The 20,941-nt window shown below is 73.0% G+C and carries 21 protein-coding genes; 12 read left to right on the top strand and 9 right to left on the bottom strand.

The genetic code is table 11. From position 1 onward, the window contains the following. Positions 1–168: 168 nt before the first annotated feature. Positions 169–1,467 (top strand): aldolase, encoded by a 1,299-nt coding sequence (locus tag OHU74_RS04100; RefSeq protein ID WP_371614619.1) that lies wholly within the window; start codon positions 169–171, stop codon positions 1,465–1,467. Positions 1,468–1,497: 30 nt separating this feature from the next. Here OHU74_RS04100 and OHU74_RS04095 read toward each other — a convergent pair whose 3' ends face one another. Further along, the gene (locus tag OHU74_RS04095) at positions 1,498–3,759 is read right to left on the bottom strand and encodes a PQQ-binding-like beta-propeller repeat protein (protein ID WP_371614618.1); all 2,262 of its coding nucleotides are present in this window, start codon (positions 3,757–3,759) and stop codon (positions 1,498–1,500) included. A gap of 155 nt (positions 3,760–3,914) precedes the next feature. On the opposite strand from OHU74_RS04095, the gene OHU74_RS04090 reads away from it, so the two are divergent. After that, positions 3,915–4,109, top strand: coding sequence for a hypothetical protein (locus OHU74_RS04090; protein WP_371614617.1), 195 nt, complete (start codon positions 3,915–3,917; stop codon positions 4,107–4,109). On the opposite strand, the gene OHU74_RS04085 is transcribed toward OHU74_RS04090, so the two are convergent. Then, positions 4,099–5,139, bottom strand: a complete 1,041-nt coding sequence (locus OHU74_RS04085; protein ID WP_371619561.1) for a LacI family DNA-binding transcriptional regulator — start codon at positions 5,137–5,139, stop codon at positions 4,099–4,101. The two genes, OHU74_RS04090 and OHU74_RS04085, sit on opposite strands and share 11 nt — an antisense overlap. Positions 5,140–5,281: 142 nt before the next feature. On the opposite strand from OHU74_RS04085, the gene OHU74_RS04080 reads away from it, so the two are divergent. Then, complete coding sequence (locus OHU74_RS04080; protein ID WP_371614616.1) at positions 5,282–6,322, top strand: NUDIX domain-containing protein; 1,041 nt, start codon at positions 5,282–5,284, stop codon at positions 6,320–6,322. A gap of 14 nt (positions 6,323–6,336) precedes the next feature. On the opposite strand, the gene OHU74_RS04075 is transcribed toward OHU74_RS04080, so the two are convergent. Next, a complete protein-coding gene (locus tag OHU74_RS04075) occupies positions 6,337–7,041 on the bottom strand; it encodes an MBL fold metallo-hydrolase (protein ID WP_371614615.1) in 705 nt (234 codons plus the stop codon). A gap of 118 nt (positions 7,042–7,159) precedes the next feature. After that, on the bottom strand, positions 7,160–8,524 hold the full coding sequence (locus OHU74_RS04070) for a dipeptidase (RefSeq protein WP_371614614.1): 1,365 nt from the start codon (positions 8,522–8,524) through the stop codon (positions 7,160–7,162). A 189-nt stretch (positions 8,525–8,713) separates the two neighbouring features. On the opposite strand from OHU74_RS04070, the gene OHU74_RS04065 reads away from it, so the two are divergent. Beyond that, positions 8,714–10,159: a geranylgeranyl reductase family protein gene (locus OHU74_RS04065; protein ID WP_371614613.1), complete on the top strand. Its 1,446-nt coding sequence runs from the start codon at positions 8,714–8,716 to the stop codon at positions 10,157–10,159. A 169-nt stretch (positions 10,160–10,328) separates the two neighbouring features. On the opposite strand, the gene OHU74_RS04060 is transcribed toward OHU74_RS04065, so the two are convergent. After that, a complete protein-coding gene (locus tag OHU74_RS04060) occupies positions 10,329–10,787 on the bottom strand; it encodes a nitroreductase family deazaflavin-dependent oxidoreductase (protein WP_371614612.1) in 459 nt (152 codons plus the stop codon). Between the two features lie 158 nt (positions 10,788–10,945). Between OHU74_RS04060 and OHU74_RS04055 the strand changes: the two genes are divergently transcribed. Both OHU74_RS04055 and OHU74_RS04050 read left to right on the top strand, forming a co-directional pair. Then, positions 10,946–11,665, top strand: a complete 720-nt coding sequence (locus tag OHU74_RS04055) for a TetR/AcrR family transcriptional regulator (protein ID WP_371614611.1) — start codon at positions 10,946–10,948, stop codon at positions 11,663–11,665. A gap of 141 nt (positions 11,666–11,806) precedes the next feature. Beyond that, positions 11,807–12,772 carry a spherulation-specific family 4 protein gene (locus tag OHU74_RS04050; RefSeq protein WP_371614610.1) on the top strand — a complete coding sequence of 322 codons (966 nt, stop codon included), beginning with the start codon at positions 11,807–11,809 and terminating at the stop codon, positions 12,770–12,772. A 48-nt stretch (positions 12,773–12,820) separates the two neighbouring features. On the opposite strand, the gene OHU74_RS04045 is transcribed toward OHU74_RS04050, so the two are convergent. Further along, positions 12,821–13,072 (bottom strand): DUF6332 family protein, encoded by a 252-nt coding sequence (locus OHU74_RS04045; RefSeq protein WP_330295046.1) that lies wholly within the window; start codon positions 13,070–13,072, stop codon positions 12,821–12,823. Between the two features lie 57 nt (positions 13,073–13,129). Further along, entirely contained in the window at positions 13,130–13,900 is a 771-nt protein-coding gene (locus OHU74_RS04040; RefSeq protein WP_371614609.1) for a maleylpyruvate isomerase family mycothiol-dependent enzyme, read from the bottom strand. 37 nt (positions 13,901–13,937) lie between these two features. Between OHU74_RS04040 and OHU74_RS04035 the strand changes: the two genes are divergently transcribed. Both OHU74_RS04035 and OHU74_RS04030 read left to right on the top strand, forming a co-directional pair. Next, on the top strand, positions 13,938–14,639 hold the full coding sequence (locus tag OHU74_RS04035) for an alpha-ketoglutarate-dependent dioxygenase AlkB (protein WP_371614608.1): 702 nt from the start codon (positions 13,938–13,940) through the stop codon (positions 14,637–14,639). Positions 14,640–14,683: 44 nt separating this feature from the next. Continuing rightward, positions 14,684–16,060, top strand: coding sequence for an ROK family protein (locus OHU74_RS04030; protein WP_371614607.1), 1,377 nt, complete (start codon positions 14,684–14,686; stop codon positions 16,058–16,060). A 38-nt stretch (positions 16,061–16,098) separates the two neighbouring features. Here OHU74_RS04030 and OHU74_RS04025 read toward each other — a convergent pair whose 3' ends face one another. Then, complete coding sequence (locus OHU74_RS04025) at positions 16,099–16,725, bottom strand: ATP-binding protein (protein WP_371614606.1); 627 nt, start codon at positions 16,723–16,725, stop codon at positions 16,099–16,101. Positions 16,726–16,990: 265 nt separating this feature from the next. On the opposite strand from OHU74_RS04025, the gene OHU74_RS04020 reads away from it, so the two are divergent. The 3 genes from OHU74_RS04020 to OHU74_RS04010 all read left to right on the top strand — a co-directional run bounded on the left by OHU74_RS04020 (position 16,991) and on the right by OHU74_RS04010 (position 19,727). Next, positions 16,991–18,118: a PLP-dependent cysteine synthase family protein gene (locus OHU74_RS04020; RefSeq protein WP_371614605.1), complete on the top strand. Its 1,128-nt coding sequence runs from the start codon at positions 16,991–16,993 to the stop codon at positions 18,116–18,118. A 78-nt stretch (positions 18,119–18,196) separates the two neighbouring features. Continuing rightward, positions 18,197–18,886, top strand: a complete 690-nt coding sequence (locus OHU74_RS04015) for a hypothetical protein (RefSeq protein WP_371614604.1) — start codon at positions 18,197–18,199, stop codon at positions 18,884–18,886. 103 nt (positions 18,887–18,989) lie between these two features. Then, a complete protein-coding gene (locus OHU74_RS04010; protein ID WP_371614603.1) occupies positions 18,990–19,727 on the top strand; it encodes a hypothetical protein in 738 nt (245 codons plus the stop codon). Between the two features lie 16 nt (positions 19,728–19,743). On the opposite strand, the gene OHU74_RS04005 is transcribed toward OHU74_RS04010, so the two are convergent. Then, positions 19,744–20,232: an SRPBCC family protein gene (locus tag OHU74_RS04005; protein WP_371614602.1), complete on the bottom strand. Its 489-nt coding sequence runs from the start codon at positions 20,230–20,232 to the stop codon at positions 19,744–19,746. A gap of 175 nt (positions 20,233–20,407) precedes the next feature. Between OHU74_RS04005 and OHU74_RS04000 the strand changes: the two genes are divergently transcribed. After that, positions 20,408–20,920 carry a GNAT family N-acetyltransferase gene (locus tag OHU74_RS04000; RefSeq protein ID WP_371614601.1) on the top strand — a complete coding sequence of 171 codons (513 nt, stop codon included), beginning with the start codon at positions 20,408–20,410 and terminating at the stop codon, positions 20,918–20,920. The last annotated feature ends 21 nt before the right edge of the window (positions 20,921–20,941 follow it).

Raw genomic sequence — 20,941 nt, 5'->3', positions numbered from 1 at the left:
GCCTGACCTGCGGGAAGTGCTCTCCGGGGCCGTGTGGTGTTTCTCACCGCGCGGCCCCGAGTCGTTTGTCCAGGACGGCCGAGGGACCATTGACTGAGCGGAACCCCGTGGCTAAATTCTGCTATGCGGATGAAAGATTCCGTGAAGCGGAAAAGAGGAGAGTGCACGATGGGTCAGCAGGAGAAGGTGGCGACGAGCCTCGCAGGCGCGGTCAGCGAGGGCATCAGCGCTTCCCTCGCGCCGGTGGACGCGGAACTCGCGCGCCACTACCCGGGCGACCCCGGCACCCGTCAGCCCATCCACACGGTCTACGTCCCCGGTGACGTCTTCGACGCGGACACCATCCGCTCCTGGGGCGACCAGGCCCTCGCGGCCCTCGACGAGCACGCCCCGGACGCCGCCACCTTCGCCAAGGTACTCGGCATCTCCGACGAGCTGGCCGTACCGGTCTACGACCGCGTCCGCGCCAAGCTCGCCACCGAGCCGATCGAGGACCTCCGCGTCGACTTCGAGGACGGCTTCGGCGTCCGCTCCGACGAGGAGGAGGACCAGGCCGCCGCCCGCGCCGCCCGCCTCATCTCCGAAGCCTTCTCCAACGGCACGAACGCCCCGTACATGGGCGTCCGCATGAAGTGCATGGAGTCCAACGTCCGCGACCGCGGCATCCGGACCACCGACGTCTTCCTCTCCGGCCTGCTCGCGCACGGCGGCCTGCCCGAGGGCCTCGTCCTGACCCTGCCCAAGGTCACCTACCCCGAGCAGGTCACCGCCTTCGTCAAGCTGCTGGAGGCCTTCGAGACCTCCCGCGGCCTGCGCCCGGGGCGCATCGGCTTCGAGATCCAGATCGAGACCAGCCAGTCGATCCTCGCCTCCGACGGCACAGCCGCGGTCGCCCGCATGATCGAGGCCTCGAAGGGCCGCGCCACCGGCCTGCACTACGGCACCTTCGACTACAGCGCCTGCGTCGGCGTCTCCGCCGCCTACCAGTCGAGCGACCACCCCGCCGCCGACCACGCCAAGGCCGTCATGCAGGTCGCGGCCGCCGGCACCGGCGTACGGGTCTCCGACGGCTCGACCAACGTCCTGCCGATCGGCACCACCGAGCACGTCCACGAGGCCTGGAAGCTGCACTACGGCCTCACCCGGCGCGCCCTGGCCCGCGCCTACTACCAGGGCTGGGACATGCACCCGGCGCACCTGCCGACCCGCTACGCGGCCGTCTTCGTCTTCTACCGCGAGGGCCTCGAAACGGCCGCCGCGCGCCTGAAGGCGTACGTCGCCAAGATCGAGGGCGACGTCATGGACGAGCCCGCGACCGCGAAGGCCCTGGCCGGCTATCTGGTACGCGGCCTCGACTGCGGCGCCGTCGGCGCCGACGAGGTCACGGCCCTGACCGGCCTGAGCCGCGCGGAGCTCGACGCCTTCGCCATCCCGCGCCGCTCGGCGACGATGACGGCCACCGCTTGACGCAGCCGACGCGGACGGCCCGGCCCCGGATCACCGGGGCCGGGCCGTCGGCGCGTGCGGGGTCGGCAGGAGCCAGCAGCGCAGGGTGCCGTCGTCCCCGGAGGCGGCCAGCAGGCTCGCGTCGGGGGAGAAGGCGACACCGCGGACGGCTCCTCCGTGACCGGTCAACGGCAAGCCGGTGGTGGCCTCACCCCTGGCTGGGTCCCAGAGCCGCACGGTGCCGTCCGCACCCGCGCTGGCCAGGCGGTTCCCCTGCGGGGAGAACGCCAGGTCGTACACGGCCCCGGCGTGCCCGGGGAGACGGCGGCCAGGGGGTCGGCGGCCGGGGGGAGCGGGGGCACTTACGTCCCACAGCAGGATGTGCCCGTCGGTATCGCCGGTCACCAGCAGGCAGCCGTCCGGGGAGAAGGCCATGGCGCCGATGGTGCTCGAATGGGCCTCCAGCTCCAGGTCGGACCCTTCCGGGGCGGCCGGATCCCACAGCACCACCCGCTCGCCCATGGCGGCGGCCAGCACGCCCCCGTTCGGAGCGGCGGCCAGGGCGAACACGTCCGACACCCCGTCCGGAACGCGTGCGGCGGCCCTCCGGTCGTCGGACCAGTCCAGGACCAGTACCCGCCCGTCCGCCCCGATCACGGCCGCCTGCCGGCCAGCGGCGCGGAACGCGACGTGCTGTACCAGGGAGACGGGACGGCTGGGCGGCCGGGCCGGGGTCCACAGCTTGGTCGGCCAGCCATCGGCGGGGAAGTCCAGCCCCCAGGGGGCCGTTCCGGTCGGAGCGGGCAGGGACTCGGGCAGCTGGACGCGTGCCGCCGGATCCCAGGTGAGGATCCGGCCGTCCTCGGTGCGGACCAGGAGACGGGTGCCGTCCGGAGAGAAGGCCAGCCTGCGCAGAGCGACTCCGCTCTCCGTCGACAGGGCAGGCAGAGCCACGGCCTGATGCATGCGCAAGGCGGACTCGAGGGCTCGTACCGCGAGCGGCGCAGCAGGCGAGGGCACCGCGTACGGCTCGTCGTGGTACACCAGCAGGGTGTCGGCCTCGCCGCAGACGGCGAGCATACGACCGTCGGGGGACACGGCCAACCGGTCGAACGGACCCTTGTGCCCCGTCAGGGGCGGGCCCAGGAGGGCGCCGGTCGAAGGGTCCCACAGGCGTACGGTGCCGTGGTCGCTCATGGTGGCCAGCAGGCGGCCGTCCAGGGAGAAGGCCACGGTGTCCCCGGGGCCGGCCGCTTCGGACAGCTTGTACGCGACGGTGCCGGTCGCTGTGTCCCACAGCAGGGTCTCTTCCCCGACGGTCGTGGCCAGCAGGGCACCGTCGGCGGAGAACGCGGCCCCGACGATCTCAGGGATCTTCTCGATGAGGGGCTTGCTGATACTCACGCCGGTCGTCAGATCCCACAGGAACAGTGTGTGTTGGGCCCTGAGCGCGGCCAGGATGCCGCCGTCGGAGCGGCAGAACATCGCCTTGATCTCGCCGATGAGAGGTGATCCGGCGGGCTCTCCGGTCGTCGTGTCCCACCGATGGATGACATCGTCGTCAGCCGTGACCAGTGTCCGGCCGTCCGCCGCGAAGGCGACCACGTCGATGGGGCCGTCGTGGCCGAGCAGGGCCGGCCCCGTCTGCTCACGTGTCTCGGTATCCCACAGGGCGACTGTGCCACCGTTGTCTCCGACGGCCAGAAGGCGGCCGCTGGGGGAGAACGCCAATGCGAAGGCAACGCGTCCGCCTTCGAGCAGGCCGACGGGGACTCCGAGGACGGGATCCCACAGCTGGACACCTGCGGTCTCCCCGTTCATCCCGGACACGGCGAGGATCCGGCCGTCGGGCGAGAACGCCGCACACCAGTTGTTGTCCGACCGGGTGGTGAGCACGTGGGCCACGGCGAAGCCGGTCCCGCTGATGGGAGCCGGTGAGGGCCCCGGAAGGTGGGCTCGCCGTGTCGTACGGGGCCCGGGTGCCGGGGAGCGCCGGACGGGATCCAGGGCGGCCAGCTCGCGCCAGCGGCGGCGCCAGGGCTCCAGCTCGGGGGAGTTGTGGGGTGGGACGGGCCGCTCCTGCCCGAACTCGTCGTACGAGTGGAGGATTCGGACCAGGCCCATGAGGCGGTCCAGGCCCGGAAGGCGGTCCCCGCGGAACGCGTCGCTCTGGGTGGACACGGGAAGCCGGATGCCGGTCTGGGACTTCACCGCACGCGCGGCCAGTTCGCGGTATGACGGCTTGCCCCGGTCGAGCCGCAGTCGGCGCAAGTCCGCCGCGAACGACTCCAGTTCTTCGCTGAATGCACGCACGCTGTCCATCACCGCACAGGTGAGGGTCGTGCCGGGCGCTCCGCCGGACAATCCCGAACAGCGTGGAACAGCGCTGGTGTTCGGCGGTGTTCGGCGGCGGTCCGGGTCGTTCGGTGCGGGCGGCGCGCGGGGACGAAGGGCGGTGCAATCGGGGCATGACCACGCCTTCGGACACCGAGCCGTCCTTCCTGACCCTGCACGCCGCAGTCGTGCTCCTCGGCGCCCTGTTCGCCGGCCTCGTCACCGGCGGGCTGAGCTACCTCGGCGGCGTGCACCCCGCCCTGTCCGCCCTCGCCGGGCTCACCGCCACCGGCGGGGCCGTGCCCGGGCTGCGGTCGCTCATCCGGTGACCGGCGGGAGCTCGCCCGAGCCGCGGGGGATCAGTCGGGTGGGGAGTTCGATGCGCGACGGGGCGAGGTCGGCGCCCGCGAGCCGCTGGAAGAGGCGGTCCGTGGCCACCCGGCCCAGGGCAGCCGCGTCCTGGGCGACCACCGTGATGCCGGGGCGCAGCAGGTCGGCGAGCTCGAAGTCGTCGAAGCCGACCAGCGCGACCGGCAGGGGCCGGGCCGCGAGGACCCGTACGACCGTGACCGTCACGCGGTTGTTGCCGGCGAAGACGGCCGTGACCGGTTCGGTTCCGGAGAGCATCGTGCGGGCGGCGGCCGAGACGCGGTCCGGGGCCGTCGCGCCCAGGGAGACCCACGATCCGGCGACCGGCAGTCCGGCGGCCTCCATGGCCGCGCGGTAGCCCCGTAGCCGCTCGGTGGCGGTGTGGATGTGCGGATGGTCGCCGATGAAGCCGATCCGGCGGTGCCCGCCCGCGATCAGGTGGGCCACCCCGTCCCGGGCGCCGCCGAAGCTGTCGGACAGTACGACGTCCGCGTCGATCCGGCCCGCGGGGCGGTCCACGAACACCGTGGCCACCCCGGCGCGGATCTCCGGCTCCAGGTAGCGGTGGTCGTCCCCGGCCGGGATGACGATGAGCCCGTCCACCCGGCGGGCGCACAGCGCGAGCGCCAACTCCCGCTCGCGGTCCGGGTCCTCGGCGCTGGAGCCGTTGATGAGCAGGGCGCCGTGCGCGCGGGCCACCTCCTCGACGGCCCGGTTGAGCGGACCGTAGAAGGGGTCGGCGAGGTCCTCGAGGACCAGGCCGACGGTGGCGGTGCGGCCCTTGCGGAGCACCCGGGCGCTGTCGTTGCGCCGGAAACCCAGGGCGTCGATGGCGTCCTGGACCCGCTTCTCGGTGTCGGGGGTGACCCCCGGCTCGCCGTTGACCACCCGCGACACCGTCTTGAGGCCCACGCCGGCCCGGGCCGCCACGTCCTTCATGGTCGGCCGGTTGCCGTAGCGGGGTTCGGACGGGCGGCGGGTGTGCGGCACGGTGGTCAAGCCTCCGGGACGGTGGGCGGCAGGGCGGAGCGGCAAGGCCCTGACCTTGAGGATAAGCACTTACAGGGACAGCGGGGTTTCCGTGGCAGGGTGGTGCGGGCAAGCCACTGGGGGCATCGGGAGAGGGGTAGACGTGATTGTCTGGATCAACGGCACTTTCGGCGCCGGGAAGAGCAGCACGGCCCGTGAACTGACCGGACTCCTGCCGGACAGCACCCTGTTCGACCCGGAGTTCATCGGTGACGCCCTACGGGTGCTCCTGCCGCGCAAGCGCCTCGCGGAGGTCTGCGACTACCAGGACCTGCCGAGCTGGCGGCGGCTCGTCGTGGACACGGCGGCGGCGATGCTCTCCGAGGTGGGCGGGGTGCTGGTGGTCCCGATGACCCTGCTGAGGCAGGAGTACCGGGACGAGATCTTCGGCGGGCTCGCGGCGCGCAGGATCGCGGTGCGGCATGTGCTGCTGGCCCCGGAGGAAACGATCCTTCGGGAGCGGATCGCCACCCGGGAGGAGCCGGGGTCGGCGCAGGACGTGGACGTCCGGGTACGACAGTGGGCGTACGAGCACATCCCCGCCTACCAGCACGCGCTGGGCTGGCTGACGGCCGACGCGCACGTGGTCGACAACGGCGCCCTGACCGTACGGGAGACGGCGGAGCGGATCGCCGAAGCCGTACGCACCGACGCGGCCCGGGTCTGCGACATCGTGCAGACCCCGCAGCCGACGCGGGAGACCGTGGCCGCAGGGGTACTGCTCTTCGACGACGCGGACCGGGTGCTTCTGGTGGATCCGACGTACAAGGCGGGCTGGGAGTTCCCGGGGGGCGTGGTCGAGGCGGGCGAGGCTCCGGCGTGCGCGGCCGTGCGGGAGGTCGAGGAGGAGCTGGGGCTCCTCCTGACCCGTCCGCCCGAGCTGCTGGTCGTGGACTGGGAGGCGCCCGGACCTCCGGCGGGGTACGGGGGCCTGCGGCTGCTGTTCGACGGCGGCCGGCTCCCGGCGGCGCAGGCCGGGCGGCTGCGGCTGCCGGGGCCGGAACTGCGGGCCTGGCGGTTCGTGACGGAGGCGGAGGCGGCCGGGCTGCTGCCGCCGGTGCGCTACGAGCGGCTGCGCTGGGCCCTGAAGGCCCGGAAGCGCGGCCGCGCGGTGTACCTGGAGGCGGGCCGGGCGGTGCCGTAGCCGGCCCGGGCCCTCTAGGTTCCCGAGGCGCCGGCCGCCTCCGCCGCCGCGTGCAGGACGGCCGTCGTGTCCACGGTCAGGGGGTCGCCGTGGCCGAAGCAGGCCACCGAGGGGGACAGGGCCGCCAGTCGGCCGAAGGTCGTGATGGCTTCGGCACGGTCCACGTTGAAGACGCCCAGCATCACCTGGCCGACCCCGGCGATGCAGTCGCCGGTGAACAGCACGCCGTGCGAAGGCAGATGGACGCCGATGCTGCCCGCAGTGTGGCCCGGGGCGTGGACGATGACGGCGCCGCCGCCGAAGGGGAGCACCTCACCGTCCGTCAATTCCCGGTCCACCCGGGTCGGCGGGGCCTGCGGGACCGTCAGGCCGTGCGCGTACAGCGGCCGTTCCCACTCCAGGAGCACCGGCTCCGGCACCGGGAGGTCGCCGCGGATGACCGGGGCGTCCAGGCGGTGCGCCAGGACCTCCGCGCCCCAGCGGGCGGCCAGTTCGCCCGCCGCGCCGACGTGGTCGCGGTGGCAGTGGGTCAGGACGATCCGCTGCAGCTGCTCGGGGCGCAGTCCGAGGGAACGTATCGCGCCCTCGATCGCGGCCGCCCCACCGGCGTGGCCCGCGTCGATCAGGGTCAGGTCCGCTCCGTCGCGCCAGAGGTAGGCCTGGCCGATGGGGAAGCGGAGCATGTGGAGCCGTTCGGGGATGACTTCGACAAGATCCATCACCCGAACGTATGCGGACGGCCCCCGCTCCCGGCCGAGATACGCCGAGAGCGGGGTTCGCCCGTAGCGGAGCGTCAGACGGCTGTCAGGCAGCCGTCGGACGGCGGTCGGGCGGCCGTCAGGCGCGCTTGGACTCCGCGTAGTTGACGAGGAACAGGGCCTCCGTGACCGAGAGGCGCTCCAGCTCCTCCGGGGAAACGCTCTCGTTCACCGCGTGGATCTGGGCCTCCGGCTCGCTCAGGCCGATCAGCAGGATCTCGGCCTCCGGGTACAGCGAGTTCAGCGTGTTGCACAGCGGGATCGACCCGCCCATGCCGCTGATCTGCATCTCCTGACCCGGGTACGCCACCGTCATGGCCTCGGCCATCGACGTGTACGCCGGGCTGTCGGTGTCCGCCTGGAACGGCTGGCCCTGACCCGCGACTTCGAGCTCCAGACGCGCCTTCCACGGGGTGTGCGCCACCATGTGCGCCTCCAGGAGCTTGATCGCCTCCGAGATGTCCACGCCCGGCGGCACCCGCAGGCTGATCAGCGCGCCCGCGCTCGCGTGCACCGACGGGGTCGCGCCGACCACCGGCGGGCAGTCGATCCCCAGCACGGTGACCGCGGGCCGGGCCCAGAGACGGTCCGCGACGGTGCCCTCGCCGATGAGCTCGACCCCGTCCAACACCTTCGCGTCGGCACGGAAGTCGGCCTCCGGGTACTGGAGCCCCTCCCACACCGCGTCCGAGGCGAGCCCGTCCACCGTGGTCGAACCGTCCGCCGAACGCAGCGAGGCCAGCACCTGGATCAGGGCGGCCAGCGCGTCGGGGGCCACCCCGCCGAACATGCCGGAGTGCAGGTTCCCGCCCAGGGTGTCGATCTTGACCTTCAGCAGGGTCATCCCGCGCAGGGTCGCCGTGACCGTGGGCAGGCCCGTACGGAAGTTGCCCGCGTCGCCGATCACGATGGTGTCCGCGGTCAGCAGCTCGGGGTTGGCCGTCGCGTACTGCTGGAGACCGCCCGTGCCCTGTTCCTCCGAACCCTCGACGATCACCTTCACGCTCACCGGCACGCCGCCGTTGGCCTTCAGGGCGCGCAGCGCGAGCAGGTGCATGATGAACCCGCCCTTGCAGTCCGCCGAGCCGCGCCCGTACCAGCGGCCGTCGCGCTCGGTCAGCTCGAAGGCGGGGGAGATCCAGGCCGCGTCGTCCAACGGCGGCTGCACGTCGTAGTGCGCGTACAGCAGCACGGTCGGCGCGCCCGCCGGACCCGGCAGGAAGCCGTAGACCGACTGGGTGCCGTCGGGGGTGTCGAGGAGGGCCACGTCCTGGAAGCCCTCGGCGCGCAGCGCGTCCGCCACCCAGTTGGCCGCGGCCTCGCTCTCGCTCTTGGGGAACTGTGCCCAGTCCGCCACCGACTGGAAAGCCACCAGCTCCGACAGCTCCTGCTTGGCGCGGGGCATCAGCGAGGCGATGGTTTCGGCGATCGGGTGCGAAGACATGGGCACGCTCCTACTGGGTGCGACGTTGGTGTACGTGTACGCCTCCCGCAGTCGCGGGGGTGGGCGTATGCGGGATGAGGCAAAGACAGTGTCGATCCTCGCACAGCGGGGCGACCCGGCTCGCGCCGTAGGATTTCCCCGGCATCGGAGCAATGGGATGAACCGCAGGATCAGGAGCAGCAGCACATCGTGAGCAGCGACGAGAGCGACAGCGGCGACGTACGCGACGCGGCAGCAGGACGGGCCGCTCAGGGGGCGGACGCGGAGACGGCCGGGGAGACCGGCGAGGTGTGGGACGTGATCGTGGTCGGGGCGGGACCTGCCGGGTCCTCGGCCGCACATGCGGCGGCCACCGCCGGGCGGCGCGTCCTGCTGCTGGAGAAGGCCGAACTGCCCAGGTACAAGACTTGCGGCGGTGGCATCATCGGCCCCTCGCGCGACGCCCTCCCGCCGGGCTTCGTACTGCCCCTCAAGGACCGCATCCACGCGGTCACCTTCTCGCTCGACGGGAAGTTCACCCGGACACGGCGCTCGAAGCAGATGCTGTTCGGGCTGATCAACCGTCCCGAGTTCGACGCGGCGCTGGTCGCCGAGGCGGAGAAGGCCGGCGCGACCGTCCGTACGGGTACGGCCGTATCGCGGGTGGAACAGCACGGGGCCTCCGTGCCCGACCGGCGCACCGTGGCCGTGGTGCTCGCCGACGGCGAGACCGTGCTGGCGCGGGCCGTGGTCGGCGCGGACGGCAGCGCGAGCCGGATCGGCGCGCACGTCGGGGTCGAGATGGACCAGGTGGACCTCGGTCTGGAGGCGGAGATCCCCGTGCCGGACACCGTCGCCGAGGACTGGAAGGGCCGGGTCCTCATCGACTGGGGCCCGATGCCCGGCAGTTACGGCTGGGTGTTCCCCAAGGGCGACACCCTCACCGTCGGGGTCATCTCGGCGAAGGGCGAAGGCGCCGCGACCAAGCGGTACCTGGAGGACTTCATCGCCCGGCTCGGCCTGTCCGGCTTCGAACCGGCGATCTCCTCCGGTCACTTGACCCGCTGCCGCAAGCCCGGATCGCCGCTCTCGCGCGGCCGGGTGCTGGTCGCGGGCGACGCGGCCGGGCTGCTGGAGCCGTGGACCCGGGAGGGCATCTCCTTCGCGCTGCGCTCGGGGCGGCTCGCCGGTGAGTGGGCGGTGAAGATCTCCGAGGCCCAGGACGCGGTGGACGCGCGCCGGCAGGCGCTCAACTACGCCTTCGCGGTCAAGGCCGGGCTGGGCGTGGAGATGGGCGTCGGCAAGCGGATGCTCACCGTCTTCGAGTCCAAGCCGGGCGTCCTGCACGCGGCGATCACCGGCTTCCGGCCGGCCTGGCTGGCCTTCGCGCGGATCACCCGGGGTTCGATGACGCTGGCCGACATGGTGCGTACGTACCCGCTGGCGCGCAAGGCGCTGCACCTGCTCGACGCCCGGCAGGCGCGCGGCCGGGGCGAGGGTCAGGCCCAGGGGCCGGTGCAGGAGCAGGGCCAGGTGCAGGAGCAGGGCCAGGTCCAGGCTCCGGGGCAGGTGCGCGGAGCGGGTCAGGGCGGTGCGAAGCCGGGAGAGCCGCAGGGCGAGACCTCGAGCGCGGCGCCCGGCGGACCTCAGGGCTGATTCCTGGGCCCGGCCCCTAGGCCCGTTTCCCGGTGGGGGAGCGGGCGGGAGCGGGCTCGTGGAGCCGTTCGGGGTGGCGGTCCTGCCGGATCTTCCGGTGGGGCCGCCGCCGTGTTTTCCGGGTATCCCGTGTTTCCCATGTTTCCGGGTCTCCCGGGGCGGCGCACGATCAGCCGGTGACCGTGATGCGGAAGACGGGGTGGTCGCCGGCGGCGGCCCGGAGCTCGGCCTCGGGGGAGTTCACGGTGATGCCCTTGAAGAACCGGTTGACCTCCCAGCCCCACTTCTTCAGGTACCCGCGCAGGACGACGGCCTGCTCGGCGGGGTCGGTGAGCTCCGTGACGGTGAAGGTGCGCACCTTGCGGCCGAGGCGGAGCTCGCCGCCGCCCGCGGCACGCATGTTGCGCACCCACTGCGAGTGGCCGCGGGCCGAGACCAGGTACTGCACGCCGTCCTGCGTGTACGGGTTCACCGGGATCCGCTGCATCTGGCCGGACTTGCGGCCGCGCACCGAGAGCTCGGCCGTGCCCGCCAGGCTGATGCCGAGGCGGGCGAGCTTGCCGAAGAGGGCGTTGAAGCGGATGGCGATCGGGCCGGACGTGACGTAGTAGGGCGTGGGCGCGTCCATGGCAGCCTCCGGGGCGTTGAGGAGAGGTTGGGAGAGCACTGCTCTCGCTTGAGATCAGTGTGCACGGAGCGGGGATCCAAAGCAAGAGCAGTGCTCTCGAAATGGATCGGCGCTCCATTTTTTGGGCACTGCTCTGCATGCGTGCCACACTGATCCCCATGAGCACCGTGCGAGGGGCCAGGGAACGGGCCCGCATCGAAGTCACTGCCGCCATCAAGGACGAGGCGCGCCGCGCGCTCGCGGCCGAGGGCGCCGCCAAGCTCTCGCTGCGCGCCGTGGCGCGCGAGCTGGGCATGGTCTCCTCCGCCCTCTACCGCTACTTCCCCAGCCGTGACGATCTGCTCACCGCGCTCATCGTCGACGCCTACAACAGCGTCGGGGCCGCCGCGGAGGCGGCGGACGCCCGTACCCTCGCCGCCAGTGCCAGTGCCACCACGACCACCGCCGCGCCCCGGGCCCGCTGGATCGCGGTCTGCGAGGCGGTCCGGGCCTGGGCCCTGGAGCACCCGCACGAGTACGCGCTCATCTACGGTTCCCCCGTCCCCGGCTACAGCGCGCCCAGCGACACCGTCGGCCCCGCCTCCCGCGTCGGCAACACCCTCATCGGGATCGTCCGCGCCGCCTACGAGGGCCGCGGCCTCGCGCTCCCGCCGCTCCCCGCCGAACTGCGGCCCGAAGCCGTCCGGATGACCGAGGACTTCGCCGCGGGCCTGCCCCCGGAGGTCACCGCCGCCCTGGTCGCTGCCTGGGCGCAGCTCGCCGGGCTCGTCTCCTTCGAGCTGTTCGGCCAGTTCAACCGGGTCGTCGAGGACCGCGACACCTTCTTCACGCACGCCGCCGGCCAGCTGGCGCACGGGGTGGGGCTGCCCGCCGTGTGAGGGTGCGGCGAAAGTTCGCTTGTCAGTTCCTCATACCGAAGCGGAGGATTCCGGCCTGGCGGGCCCGGCCGCCCGTCTAGTGTTCCTCGGGTCGCGTACCCGTCGTACCCGGCGTCCCCCGCCGTCGCCCGAGGAGCAGTCATGACCCGCGCCGCGAAGGCCTTGTACGCCGTCGTCGCCACCCTGTTACTGGCCGCGCCGGCGCCCGCTGTCACCGCCTCGGCGACCTCGGGCCCGGCGTCCGCATCCGCCGCGGGCCCCGCTCCCGCCGTGGCCCCCGCGGTGACACCGACCCCCCGGATACCCGGCGTCCGGGGTCTGGAGATAGCCGTCCCGGCGTACGTCTGGGCCGACGACCCGATGCTGGTCGACCTCACCGCCACCGGCCCGGCCGCCTCCGTCGTCGTCCTCAACCCGGGCAACGGCGACTCCCCGTTCGACGCCCCCTGGCAGGCCCGCGCGGACGCCCTGCGCTCCGGGACAACCTCCACGGGCGAGAAGACCAAGGTGCTCGGCTACGTCCACACCGACCACGGCAACCGGGACCTCGCCGCCGTCGAGGCCTCCGTCGACAACTACCTGAAGACCTCCGACGGACGCCTCCACGTGGACGGCATCTTCTTCGACGTCGTCAGCCGCGGCTGCGGCCCCGCCAACGCCGTCCGCGACCACTACGCGGAGCTGCGCCGGTACGTCCAGGACACCATCGAGGCCATCGCCCCCAACGCCCCCGACCTGGTCGTCAACAACCCCGGCACCGCCATCGCCGACTGCTACCTGGAGCCGGGTCACCGCACCGCCGACATCTTCGTCACGTACGAGGACACGTACGCGGCCTACGCGGGCGGCGGCTGGCTCGGCGGCAACGTGTTCAACGACCTCACCGGCTACCGGGCGGGCGCCGAACTCGACCCGAGCGGAACGGCGTTCTGGCACCTCGTCCACGACGTCCCGGACGCCACCGCGATGCGCGCCACGCTCCGCACGGCCTTCGAACGGGGCGCGGGCTACGCGTACGCCACCAACGCGCAGATGCCGAACCCGTGGAACGCGCAGCCCAGTTGGAAGTACCGCTCCCAGACCGCCTACGCCTCCTCCCTCGGCTGAGCGCACCGGACGGCGCGGACCAAACCGGCAAGATCCGAAAGGGACGACCTAGCGCCCGTCGTTCTCCGGGCGCCGGGAGAACCGCCACAGGAGGCGCGTGACCCTGAGGAGGAACACCGCTCCGGCCAGGGTGCCGCCCACCGCCGCCAGGATCCGCGCGGCGGTGGGGGAGAGGTCGAAGGCCAGGGCGGGTCCGTAGACCGCCGCGAAGGTGAGGGCGGCCGCGAAGGAGCCGCTGATGAACGCGTACGCGATCTCGATGGTGATCGCGTCCCGGTCCGCCTGGCTGCGTCGCCCCATGCCCGCAGTGTCACAGCGCCCGGCGCACCGCCACAAGGGCGCCCCGCCGGCGGTGCGTCAGATCCCGGCCCGGTCCACCCAGAGCCGCGCCAGCTCCGCATCACCCGTCACACCCGGCCCGGTCAGCGGCAGCCGGTTCCACAGTGCCGCGTACAGCCAGGCGGCCTCGCCGGTCAGGGTGCAGTCGGCCGCCCCGGCGCCGGTCCCGTCCTCGGTCCCGTCCGCGGCCCCGCCCCGCACCGTGCGGGCCGGGTCCTGCGACAGGTGTACGTCCCACTCCGCGCCCGTGTCCGACGTCCGCACCCGCAGCACCCGCGGCTCAGCCGTCCGCACCCGGCTCTTGGGCCGCGCGTGGAAGCCGGTCAGCAGCTCGTCCACCCCGTCGGCCGCGAACAGCGGCTCCACCGGCCCGAACCCGGCGCCCAGCGCCGCCTCCGCGTCCAGCCGGTGGACAGTCGTCTCATGGGCCTGGCGGCGCGCCCAGAACGCCAGCGGCGAGGGCGGCGCCGTCGGCAGGAAGGTCCAGCACTCCACGTCGGCCGGGGCCTCGCTCAGCGTGTGCACCAGCGCGGAGTGGCCCTCGCGGAACCAGGCCAGCAGCTCCGCGCCCGCCAGTTCCGGCGCCTCGGGGAACGGCGCCGGCTCCACCAGACCCTCCCGGACGTACCCGGCGGCCCAGCGGTGCACCGAGCCGGTGTGCCGCAGCAGATCGGCGACCGCCCAGTCGGGACAGGTGGGCACCGGGGCGTCCGTCCCCGCCCGTTCGGCGGCGGAAGCCATCAGCTCACCCTCGCGGGCCAGGGTCTTCACGTACTCGATGATCTCCATATCGGGAGTTTGCCAGCCGGGACGCACAATGGACGACATGGATGGCGAACCCTTCCCGCACGAGCTCTTCCCGCGCGAGCGCACCGAGATCGTTCCGGGCGCCGTGCACGTGCCCGACTGGCTGGACCCCTCCCGGCAACGGGAGTTGCTGGACGCCTGCCGCGTCTGGGCCCGGCCGCCCGCCGGACTGCGCACCGTACGCACCCCGGGCGGCGGGACGATGACCGCCCGGCAGGTGTGCCTGGGGCTGCACTGGTATCCGTACGGGTACGCCCCCACCGCCGTGGACGGGGACGGGGCCCCGGTCAAGCCGATGCCCGACTGGCTCGCGCGGCTGGGGCGGGAGGCGGTGGCCGTCGCCTACGGGGACACGCGGAGCCTGAATGACACGCGCAGCCTCGACGCCGGGCCCGGGGCGGCCGAGTACGACATCGCCCTGGTCAACTTCTACGGGGGCGACTCCCGCATGGGCATGCACCGCGACGCCGAGGAGCGCTCCCCGGCACCGGTGGTCTCGCTCAGCCTGGGTGATTCATGCCTCTTCCGCTTCGGCAACACGGCCTCGCGCGGGCGTCCGTATCAGGACGTTGAGCTGCGCAGCGGGGATCTGTTCGTCTTCGGCGGACCGGTCCGACGGGCCTATCACGGGGTGCCGAAGGTCCTGGCCGGGACCGCCCCGCCCGGACTCGGGCTGACCGGGCGGCTGAACATCACACTCCGCGTCGGCGGCCTCGGCTGAGTGGTCGGCGTTCGCGGCGCTCCGGTCGTGCGAGGATCGCTGTCATGAACGGCAACGGGGCCCCGCCGCGGGTGGGGGATGTGACCACGGTGTCCGCCGGGACCGAGAGGACCGACGGGATCGAAGGGGCCGCCGTGTCGGCCGGGCCCATCGAGTCCGGGACACCGGCCGCGCCCACCACGACGTCCGTGCCCACCGGCTCCGCGCCCACCAGCTCCGCGCGGACCAAGCTGGAGCGGGGCCGCGGCGCGCTCGGACCGGCGCTGGAGCTCGTCCACACCGGCCGGGCCCCGACCCGCGCGGTCCTGACGGCGGAGCTCGGCGTCACCCGCGCCACCGCCGGAGCCGTGGCCGCCGAGTTGGAGGCGCTCGGCCTGATCCGGGTCGACTCCCGCCCCGGCGGGGCCGGCGGCGCCCAGGGCCGTCCCTCGCACCGGCTCTCCGTGGACGAGAACGGCCCGGTGGCGCTCGCCGCGCAGGTGCACTCGGACGGGTTCCGGGCCGCCCTGGTCGGCCTCGGCGGCCGGATCGTGGCCACCGCACCCGGCCGGGTGCCGGTCTCGGCCGACCCGGCGCAGGTGCTCCGCGCGGTCGTCGAAGCGGGCGCCGCGCTGCTCGAGGAGACCGGACGGCGCTGCGTGGGCGCCGGTCTCGCGGTGCCTTCGGCGGTCGCGGAGCCGGAGGGCACGGCGCTGAACCCGCTGCACCTGGCCTGGCCGGCCGGCTCTCCCGTACGGGCCATCTTCGCCGAGTGCGTCAAGGCCGCCGGCATCGACGGCCCGGCGCTGACCGGCAACGACGTCAACCTCGCCGCGCTCGCCGAGCACCGGCACGGCGCCGGGCGCAGCGCGCAGCACCTGCTGTGCGTGGCCACCGGGCACCGCGGGGTCGGCGGAGCGCTCGTGCTGGACGGCCGCCTGCACAGCGGGAGTTCGGGCCTGGCCCTGGAAGTCGGCCACCTCACCGTGAATCCGGAGGGGCGGCCCTGCCACTGCGGCAGCCGTGGCTGTCTCGACGTGGAGGCCGACCCGCTGGCCTTCCTCACCGCCGCCGGGCGCATCCCCGGCCCCGAGGTGTCGCTGCTCCAGCAGGCCCGTGACCTGCTGCGCGAGGAGTACGCGGAGCCCGGGGTGCGGGCGGCCACCGAGGAGCTCATCGACCGGCTCGGCCTCGGCCTCGCCGGGCTGGTGAACATCCTGAACCCGGACCGGATCATCCTCGGCGGGCTCCACCGCGAGCTGCTCCACGCCGACCCCGAGCGGCTGCGCGCGGTGGTCGCGGACCGCAGCCTGTGGGGGCGCAGCGGAGGCGTGCCGATCCTGCCCTGCACGCTCGACCACAACAGCCTGGTCGGAGCCGCCGAGCTGGCGTGGCAGCCGGTGCTGGACGACCCGCTCGGCACCCTGGGGGCCGCGGCCTGACCTCCTGGCGGCGGCTCCGGCGGACCCCAGCCGGGGCCCTAGCCGGGCCGGGCGCCGACCGAGGCTGCCACCGACAGGGCTGCGGAGACGGGCTCGGGGGCAACGGCGGCGGACGGGGCCGGGGCAAGGCCTCGTACCGGCTTCTCGGCCAGGTGCGCCGGATGGGGCGCCAGGGCCACCGGATCGGGTGCGGCGCGCAGGGAGAACCACACCAGCTTGCCCGGGGTGTCGGCCCGGTGCCGGGCCCCCCACGCTTCGCTGACGGCCGCCACCAGCGCGAGACCGCGTCCGGAGGTCTCCAGGGCGTCGGCCTCCCAGCTCTCCGCCGAATGGAACTCGGACCCGGCCCCGGCTCCGGACTCGATCCCGGTCCAGACCCCGGTCCCGGCCGTCGTCCGCAGGACCGGCAGGCGCGGATCGCTGTCGTAGACCGAGACGGTCAGGCGGCCGAGGCGGAGCTCGATCTCGACCGTGCAGGTCTTGTCCGGCTGCGCGTGGCGGTGGACGTTGCTGAGCAGCTCCGTCACGCCGAGCGCAGCCCGGTCTATGAGCGGATCGAGCTGCCAGTGGCGCAGTTGCGCTGAAACGATTCGGCGGATCTGTCCGATCCGCAAGGGCAGGGCCTGCAGTTCGACTACGCAGTGCCTGCGGGAATGACTGATCACGGCTGCGACTCCCCGACATCAGTGTTACGGGTGCTGCACCCTCGGTGACACCTCCCCAGGGTCACCCACGGTGGGCCGGTGTGCAACCGAACGCCACCGAAAGCAATTCGCATGGATACCCAAAGTGACTGTTTGTGCAGGTGAGGGGGGTACATTGCGAGAGCGGGAGCCGAGAGGCGCACGAGGCGCAAGCGGCATGCGAGGCGCGAGAGACGCGGGCCCGCCGAGCACTCGGGACAACGGGACATACGAAGGAGCACGGCGCATGAGCACCACCGGTACGACTGCCACGACCATCGACGTCGACCGCAGCGACGCGGACTACCGCGCCTGGCTGAAGGAAGCCGTCCGCAAGGTCCAGGCGGACGCCAACCGCTCCGCCGACACCCACCTGCTGCGCTTCCCGCTCCCCGAGGCCTGGGGCATCGACCTCTACCTCAAGGACGAGTCCACCCACCCGACGGGCTCGCTCAAGCACCGTCTGGCCCGCTCCCTGTTCCTCTACGCCCTCTGCAACGGCTGGATCCGCCCCGGCCGCCCCGTCATCGAGGCCTCGTCCGGTTCCACGGCCGTCTCGGAGGCCTACTTCGCCAAGCTGATCGGCGTCCCGTTCATCGCGGTGATGCCGCGCACGACGAGCCCCGAGAAGTGCCGGCTCATCGAGTTCCACGGCGGCGAATGCCACTTCGTCGACGACTCGATGAAGATGTACGAGGAGTCGGCGCAGCTCGCGGCGCGGACCGGCGGGCACTACATGGACCAATTCACGTACGCGGAGCGGGCGACGGACTGGCGCGGCAACAACAACATTGCAGAATCGATTTACCAGCAGCTGCGCCTGGAGCGGTTCCCCGAACCCGCGTGGATCGTGGCCACGGCCGGCACCGGCGGCACCTCCGCGACCATCGCGCGCTATGTGCACTACATGCAGCACGACACCCGCATCTGCGTCCCGGACCCGGAGAACTCCTGTTTCTTCGACGGCTGGACGAACAACGACCCGCACGCGAGCAGCGACTGCGGATCGCGCATCGAGGGCATCGGCCGGCCCCGCATGGAGCCGAGCTTCGTGCCCGGTGCCATCGACCGGATGATGAGGGTCCCGGACGCGGCGAGCGTCGCGGCCTGCCGTGCGCTGGAGGCTGCGATCGGCCGCAAGGCGGGCGGTTCCACGGGCACCGGCGTGTGGAGCGCGCTGAAGATCATCTCGGAGATGGTGGCGGAGGGCCGCACGGGCAGCGTCGTCACCCTGTTCTGCGACGGGGGCGAGCGCTACCTCGACAAGTACTACTCCGACGAGTGGCTGGCGGCCCAGGGCCTCGACATCGCCCCGTACCGGCAGACGATCGACACCCTGCTGGCCACCGGCGTGTGGAGCGAGCCCGCCGCCTGACGGTCGCGGCCCTGGCACGGGTTGATCCAAAGTGGCTACGCTGTGCGGACTTTGGGCGCGGCGAGGGGCGGGGGAGCCATGGCGGAGATCGTGGACGGCGCGGGGATCGGCGGCGCAGGCAGCGGCAGCGGCGCCGGTGGCCGTGAAGGCGCGGGCGGGGGTGGACCGTTGGCATGCCCCCGGTGCGGCCGGGAGGACCAGGTGCTCGGCGTGGCCGCCGCGTACCTGCGGGCCAAGGCCGAGCTCAAGGAGGAGACCGGCAGCGGCGAGGACGCGAAGACCACGACCCGCGCGGAGAACTCCGCGCTGAGCAAGGCCCTCTCCGTCACCCCGACCGAACCGGACACCAACATGGGGTGTTGGGGGGCGACGCTCCTCCTGGTGTCGGTCGGAACCTTCGTCTGGGGCGGGATCGTGGGCAAGTGGTTCGACACCGAGTCGGCCGTGCGGTTCCTCCCCGGGACCGGACCCGACGGATCTTCCCTCCCCGTCACCTCCGGGGCCTACCTGGGGTGGATATCCGGCGCCGCGCTGGTGATCGGCGTCCTCCTCCTGGCCCTGTCCCGCCGGTCCCTGCGGGCCTGGCGGCGCCGGACCGAACCGGGCCGGACGGCCGCCGACCGGGTCTGGTCCGAAGCCTGGTACTGCGGCCGGTGCGGCACGGCCCACTTCTCCGGCGAACGGGCGATGAGCCTGCAGGAGTTCCGGGTCCGCGTCTGGTCGGCCGGCGGCTACGGAGACCTTGCCGCGCGGCATCCCGCGATCTGATCCGTGACAGGGCCGTGGCGACAACCCCGTAGGCACGGCGACGCGGGCTGCCTACGCTGTGCGGACTTCGATCAAGACGGAGTGCGCAACCTCGGGGGGAACCATGGCGGGCATCGAGTACAACAGGCCGGAGCGGGACGCGCGGACGGGTGCGGGTGCGGGTGAGGGTGAGGGTGCGGGCAGCGGATCGCTCCCCGTGTGCCCCTCCTGCGGCCGCGGCGACGAAGTGCGGGCGGTCCAGGCGGTGTTCATGGACGGGCACAGCCACGTCAGTGAGGGGACGGGGTCCGGCACCGAGCGCCGGACGACCACCCGGGAGGTGGTCTCGCGGCTGGCGCGGGCGCTGGCACCCGTGCCGCCCGCGCCACGCGTGTCGGGCCGGGCCGTCCTGGGGTACTTGCTGAGCTTCGTGTCGATCGGCACGTTCTTGGGCGGCGCGCTGTCGGGGCACTGGTTCAGCGCGAGCGCGGAGGGTTCCCGACCGTCGTACCCGTCCCCCGGGTGGAACGCGCTGACCCCTCCCGCGCAGGAGGCCGACCACTTCTACCTCGGCTGGATATCGGGGATCGCCCTGCTCGCCGCCGTCCTGCTCTTCGCCGCCGGCGCCCAAGCTCTGAGGGCCTACCGGGCCCGGACCGAACCGGGCCGCCCCGAAGCCGAGCGGCTCTGGACGCAGGGCTGGTACTGCGCCCGCTGCTCCACAGCCCACTTCGCAGACGGGCCGGCCCTGAGCCTTCAGGAGTTCCGTACGCGGGTCTGGACGGCCGGCGGCTACGGAGACCTGGCGGAGGTGCACCGGGCGGTCGACCTGACCGCGGGTCACGGTTCGGGCGGCGTCTGATCCGACTTCCGGCCCCCTACTGATCCGCCCCGCGTCGGTCCGCCAGCTGCCGGTCCAGGGTGCGCACCGCCGTGCGGAAGGAGTGCCCGAGGCCCGGACGGGCGGCGGCCAGGGCGAAGCGGAAGGCGGCCGGGCCGTCCGCGCTGAAGGTCCAGCGGACGTGCGTGCCGGTGCCGGCGGGGGTGAGGCGCCAGTCCTCCAGCAGGGCCCGTACGCCGGGGACGTTGGTCTCGTCGACCCGGTACGCGTAGCGCTGCTCGGGATCCGAGGCCATGATCGTCTCCTGGAACCGGACCCCGCCCATCAGCTTGATCTCGCGCCCCGCGCCGCCCTGCGTGGGCCGGGCCAGGGTGACCGCCCTGAACCAGCTCGGCCAGCCCTCGACCTCCTCGGCCAGGGCCCGGTACACGGCTTCGGGTCCGGCCGTGCTCCGGGTGGCGAAGGACAGGCGGACCGGGGCGTCCTCGAGGAAATCCAGCCCTACCGGGCGGAGTCGGCGTGCCATGGCGGTACTCCCAGGGTCGGTCGGCAGACAGGTCGGTAGATGGGTCGGCAGGTCGGCAGGTCGGGCATGTGGCGGGCTGGTGCGGCAGCCACCTTAACTGGCGGGCCGTCAGATGTCCGCCGCGGGGTGGCATACCCGTTTCCCGGACCCGGCGACAACCTGGACAATGCCGTGCATGCTTATCAGAGCAGCGCACATCGACGAACTGCCCCTCCTCCAGGACATCGAGAGGGCTTCCGGCGAATGTTTCCGGGCCATCGGTATGCCGGAGATCGCCGACGACGAACCGCTCCCGCTCGATGAACTCCTCGGCTACCGGCGGGCCGGGCTGGCCTGGGTCGCGGCCGACGGGGCGGGCACGGGCACACCGGTCGGCTATCTCCTCGCCGACCGGGTGGACGGGAACCTCCACGTCGAGCAGGTGTCGGTGCACCCGGACAGCGCCCGCCGCCGCATCGGACGCGCCCTGCTGGAGCACCTCGCGTGCCGGGCCGCCGCCGAATCCGTCCCCGCGCTGACGCTCACCACCTTCACCGACGTCCCGTGGAACGCCCCTTACTACCTCCGCTGCGGATTCCGCACCCTCGGCGAGAGCGGCCTCGGGCCCGGTCTGCGCGAGATCCGCGACCGGGAGGCCGAACACGGCCTCGACCGCTGGCCCCGGGTGTGCATGCGCCGGGACTTGTGAGCGGCGGGCGATCAGACCAGC

This window comes from Streptomyces sp. NBC_00454 (assembly GCF_041434015.1).
GTDB lineage: Bacteria > Actinomycetota > Actinomycetes > Streptomycetales > Streptomycetaceae > Streptomyces.
Note: the sequence above shows the minus strand (reverse complement) of the source record. Positions and strands in the feature narration are given on the sequence as shown.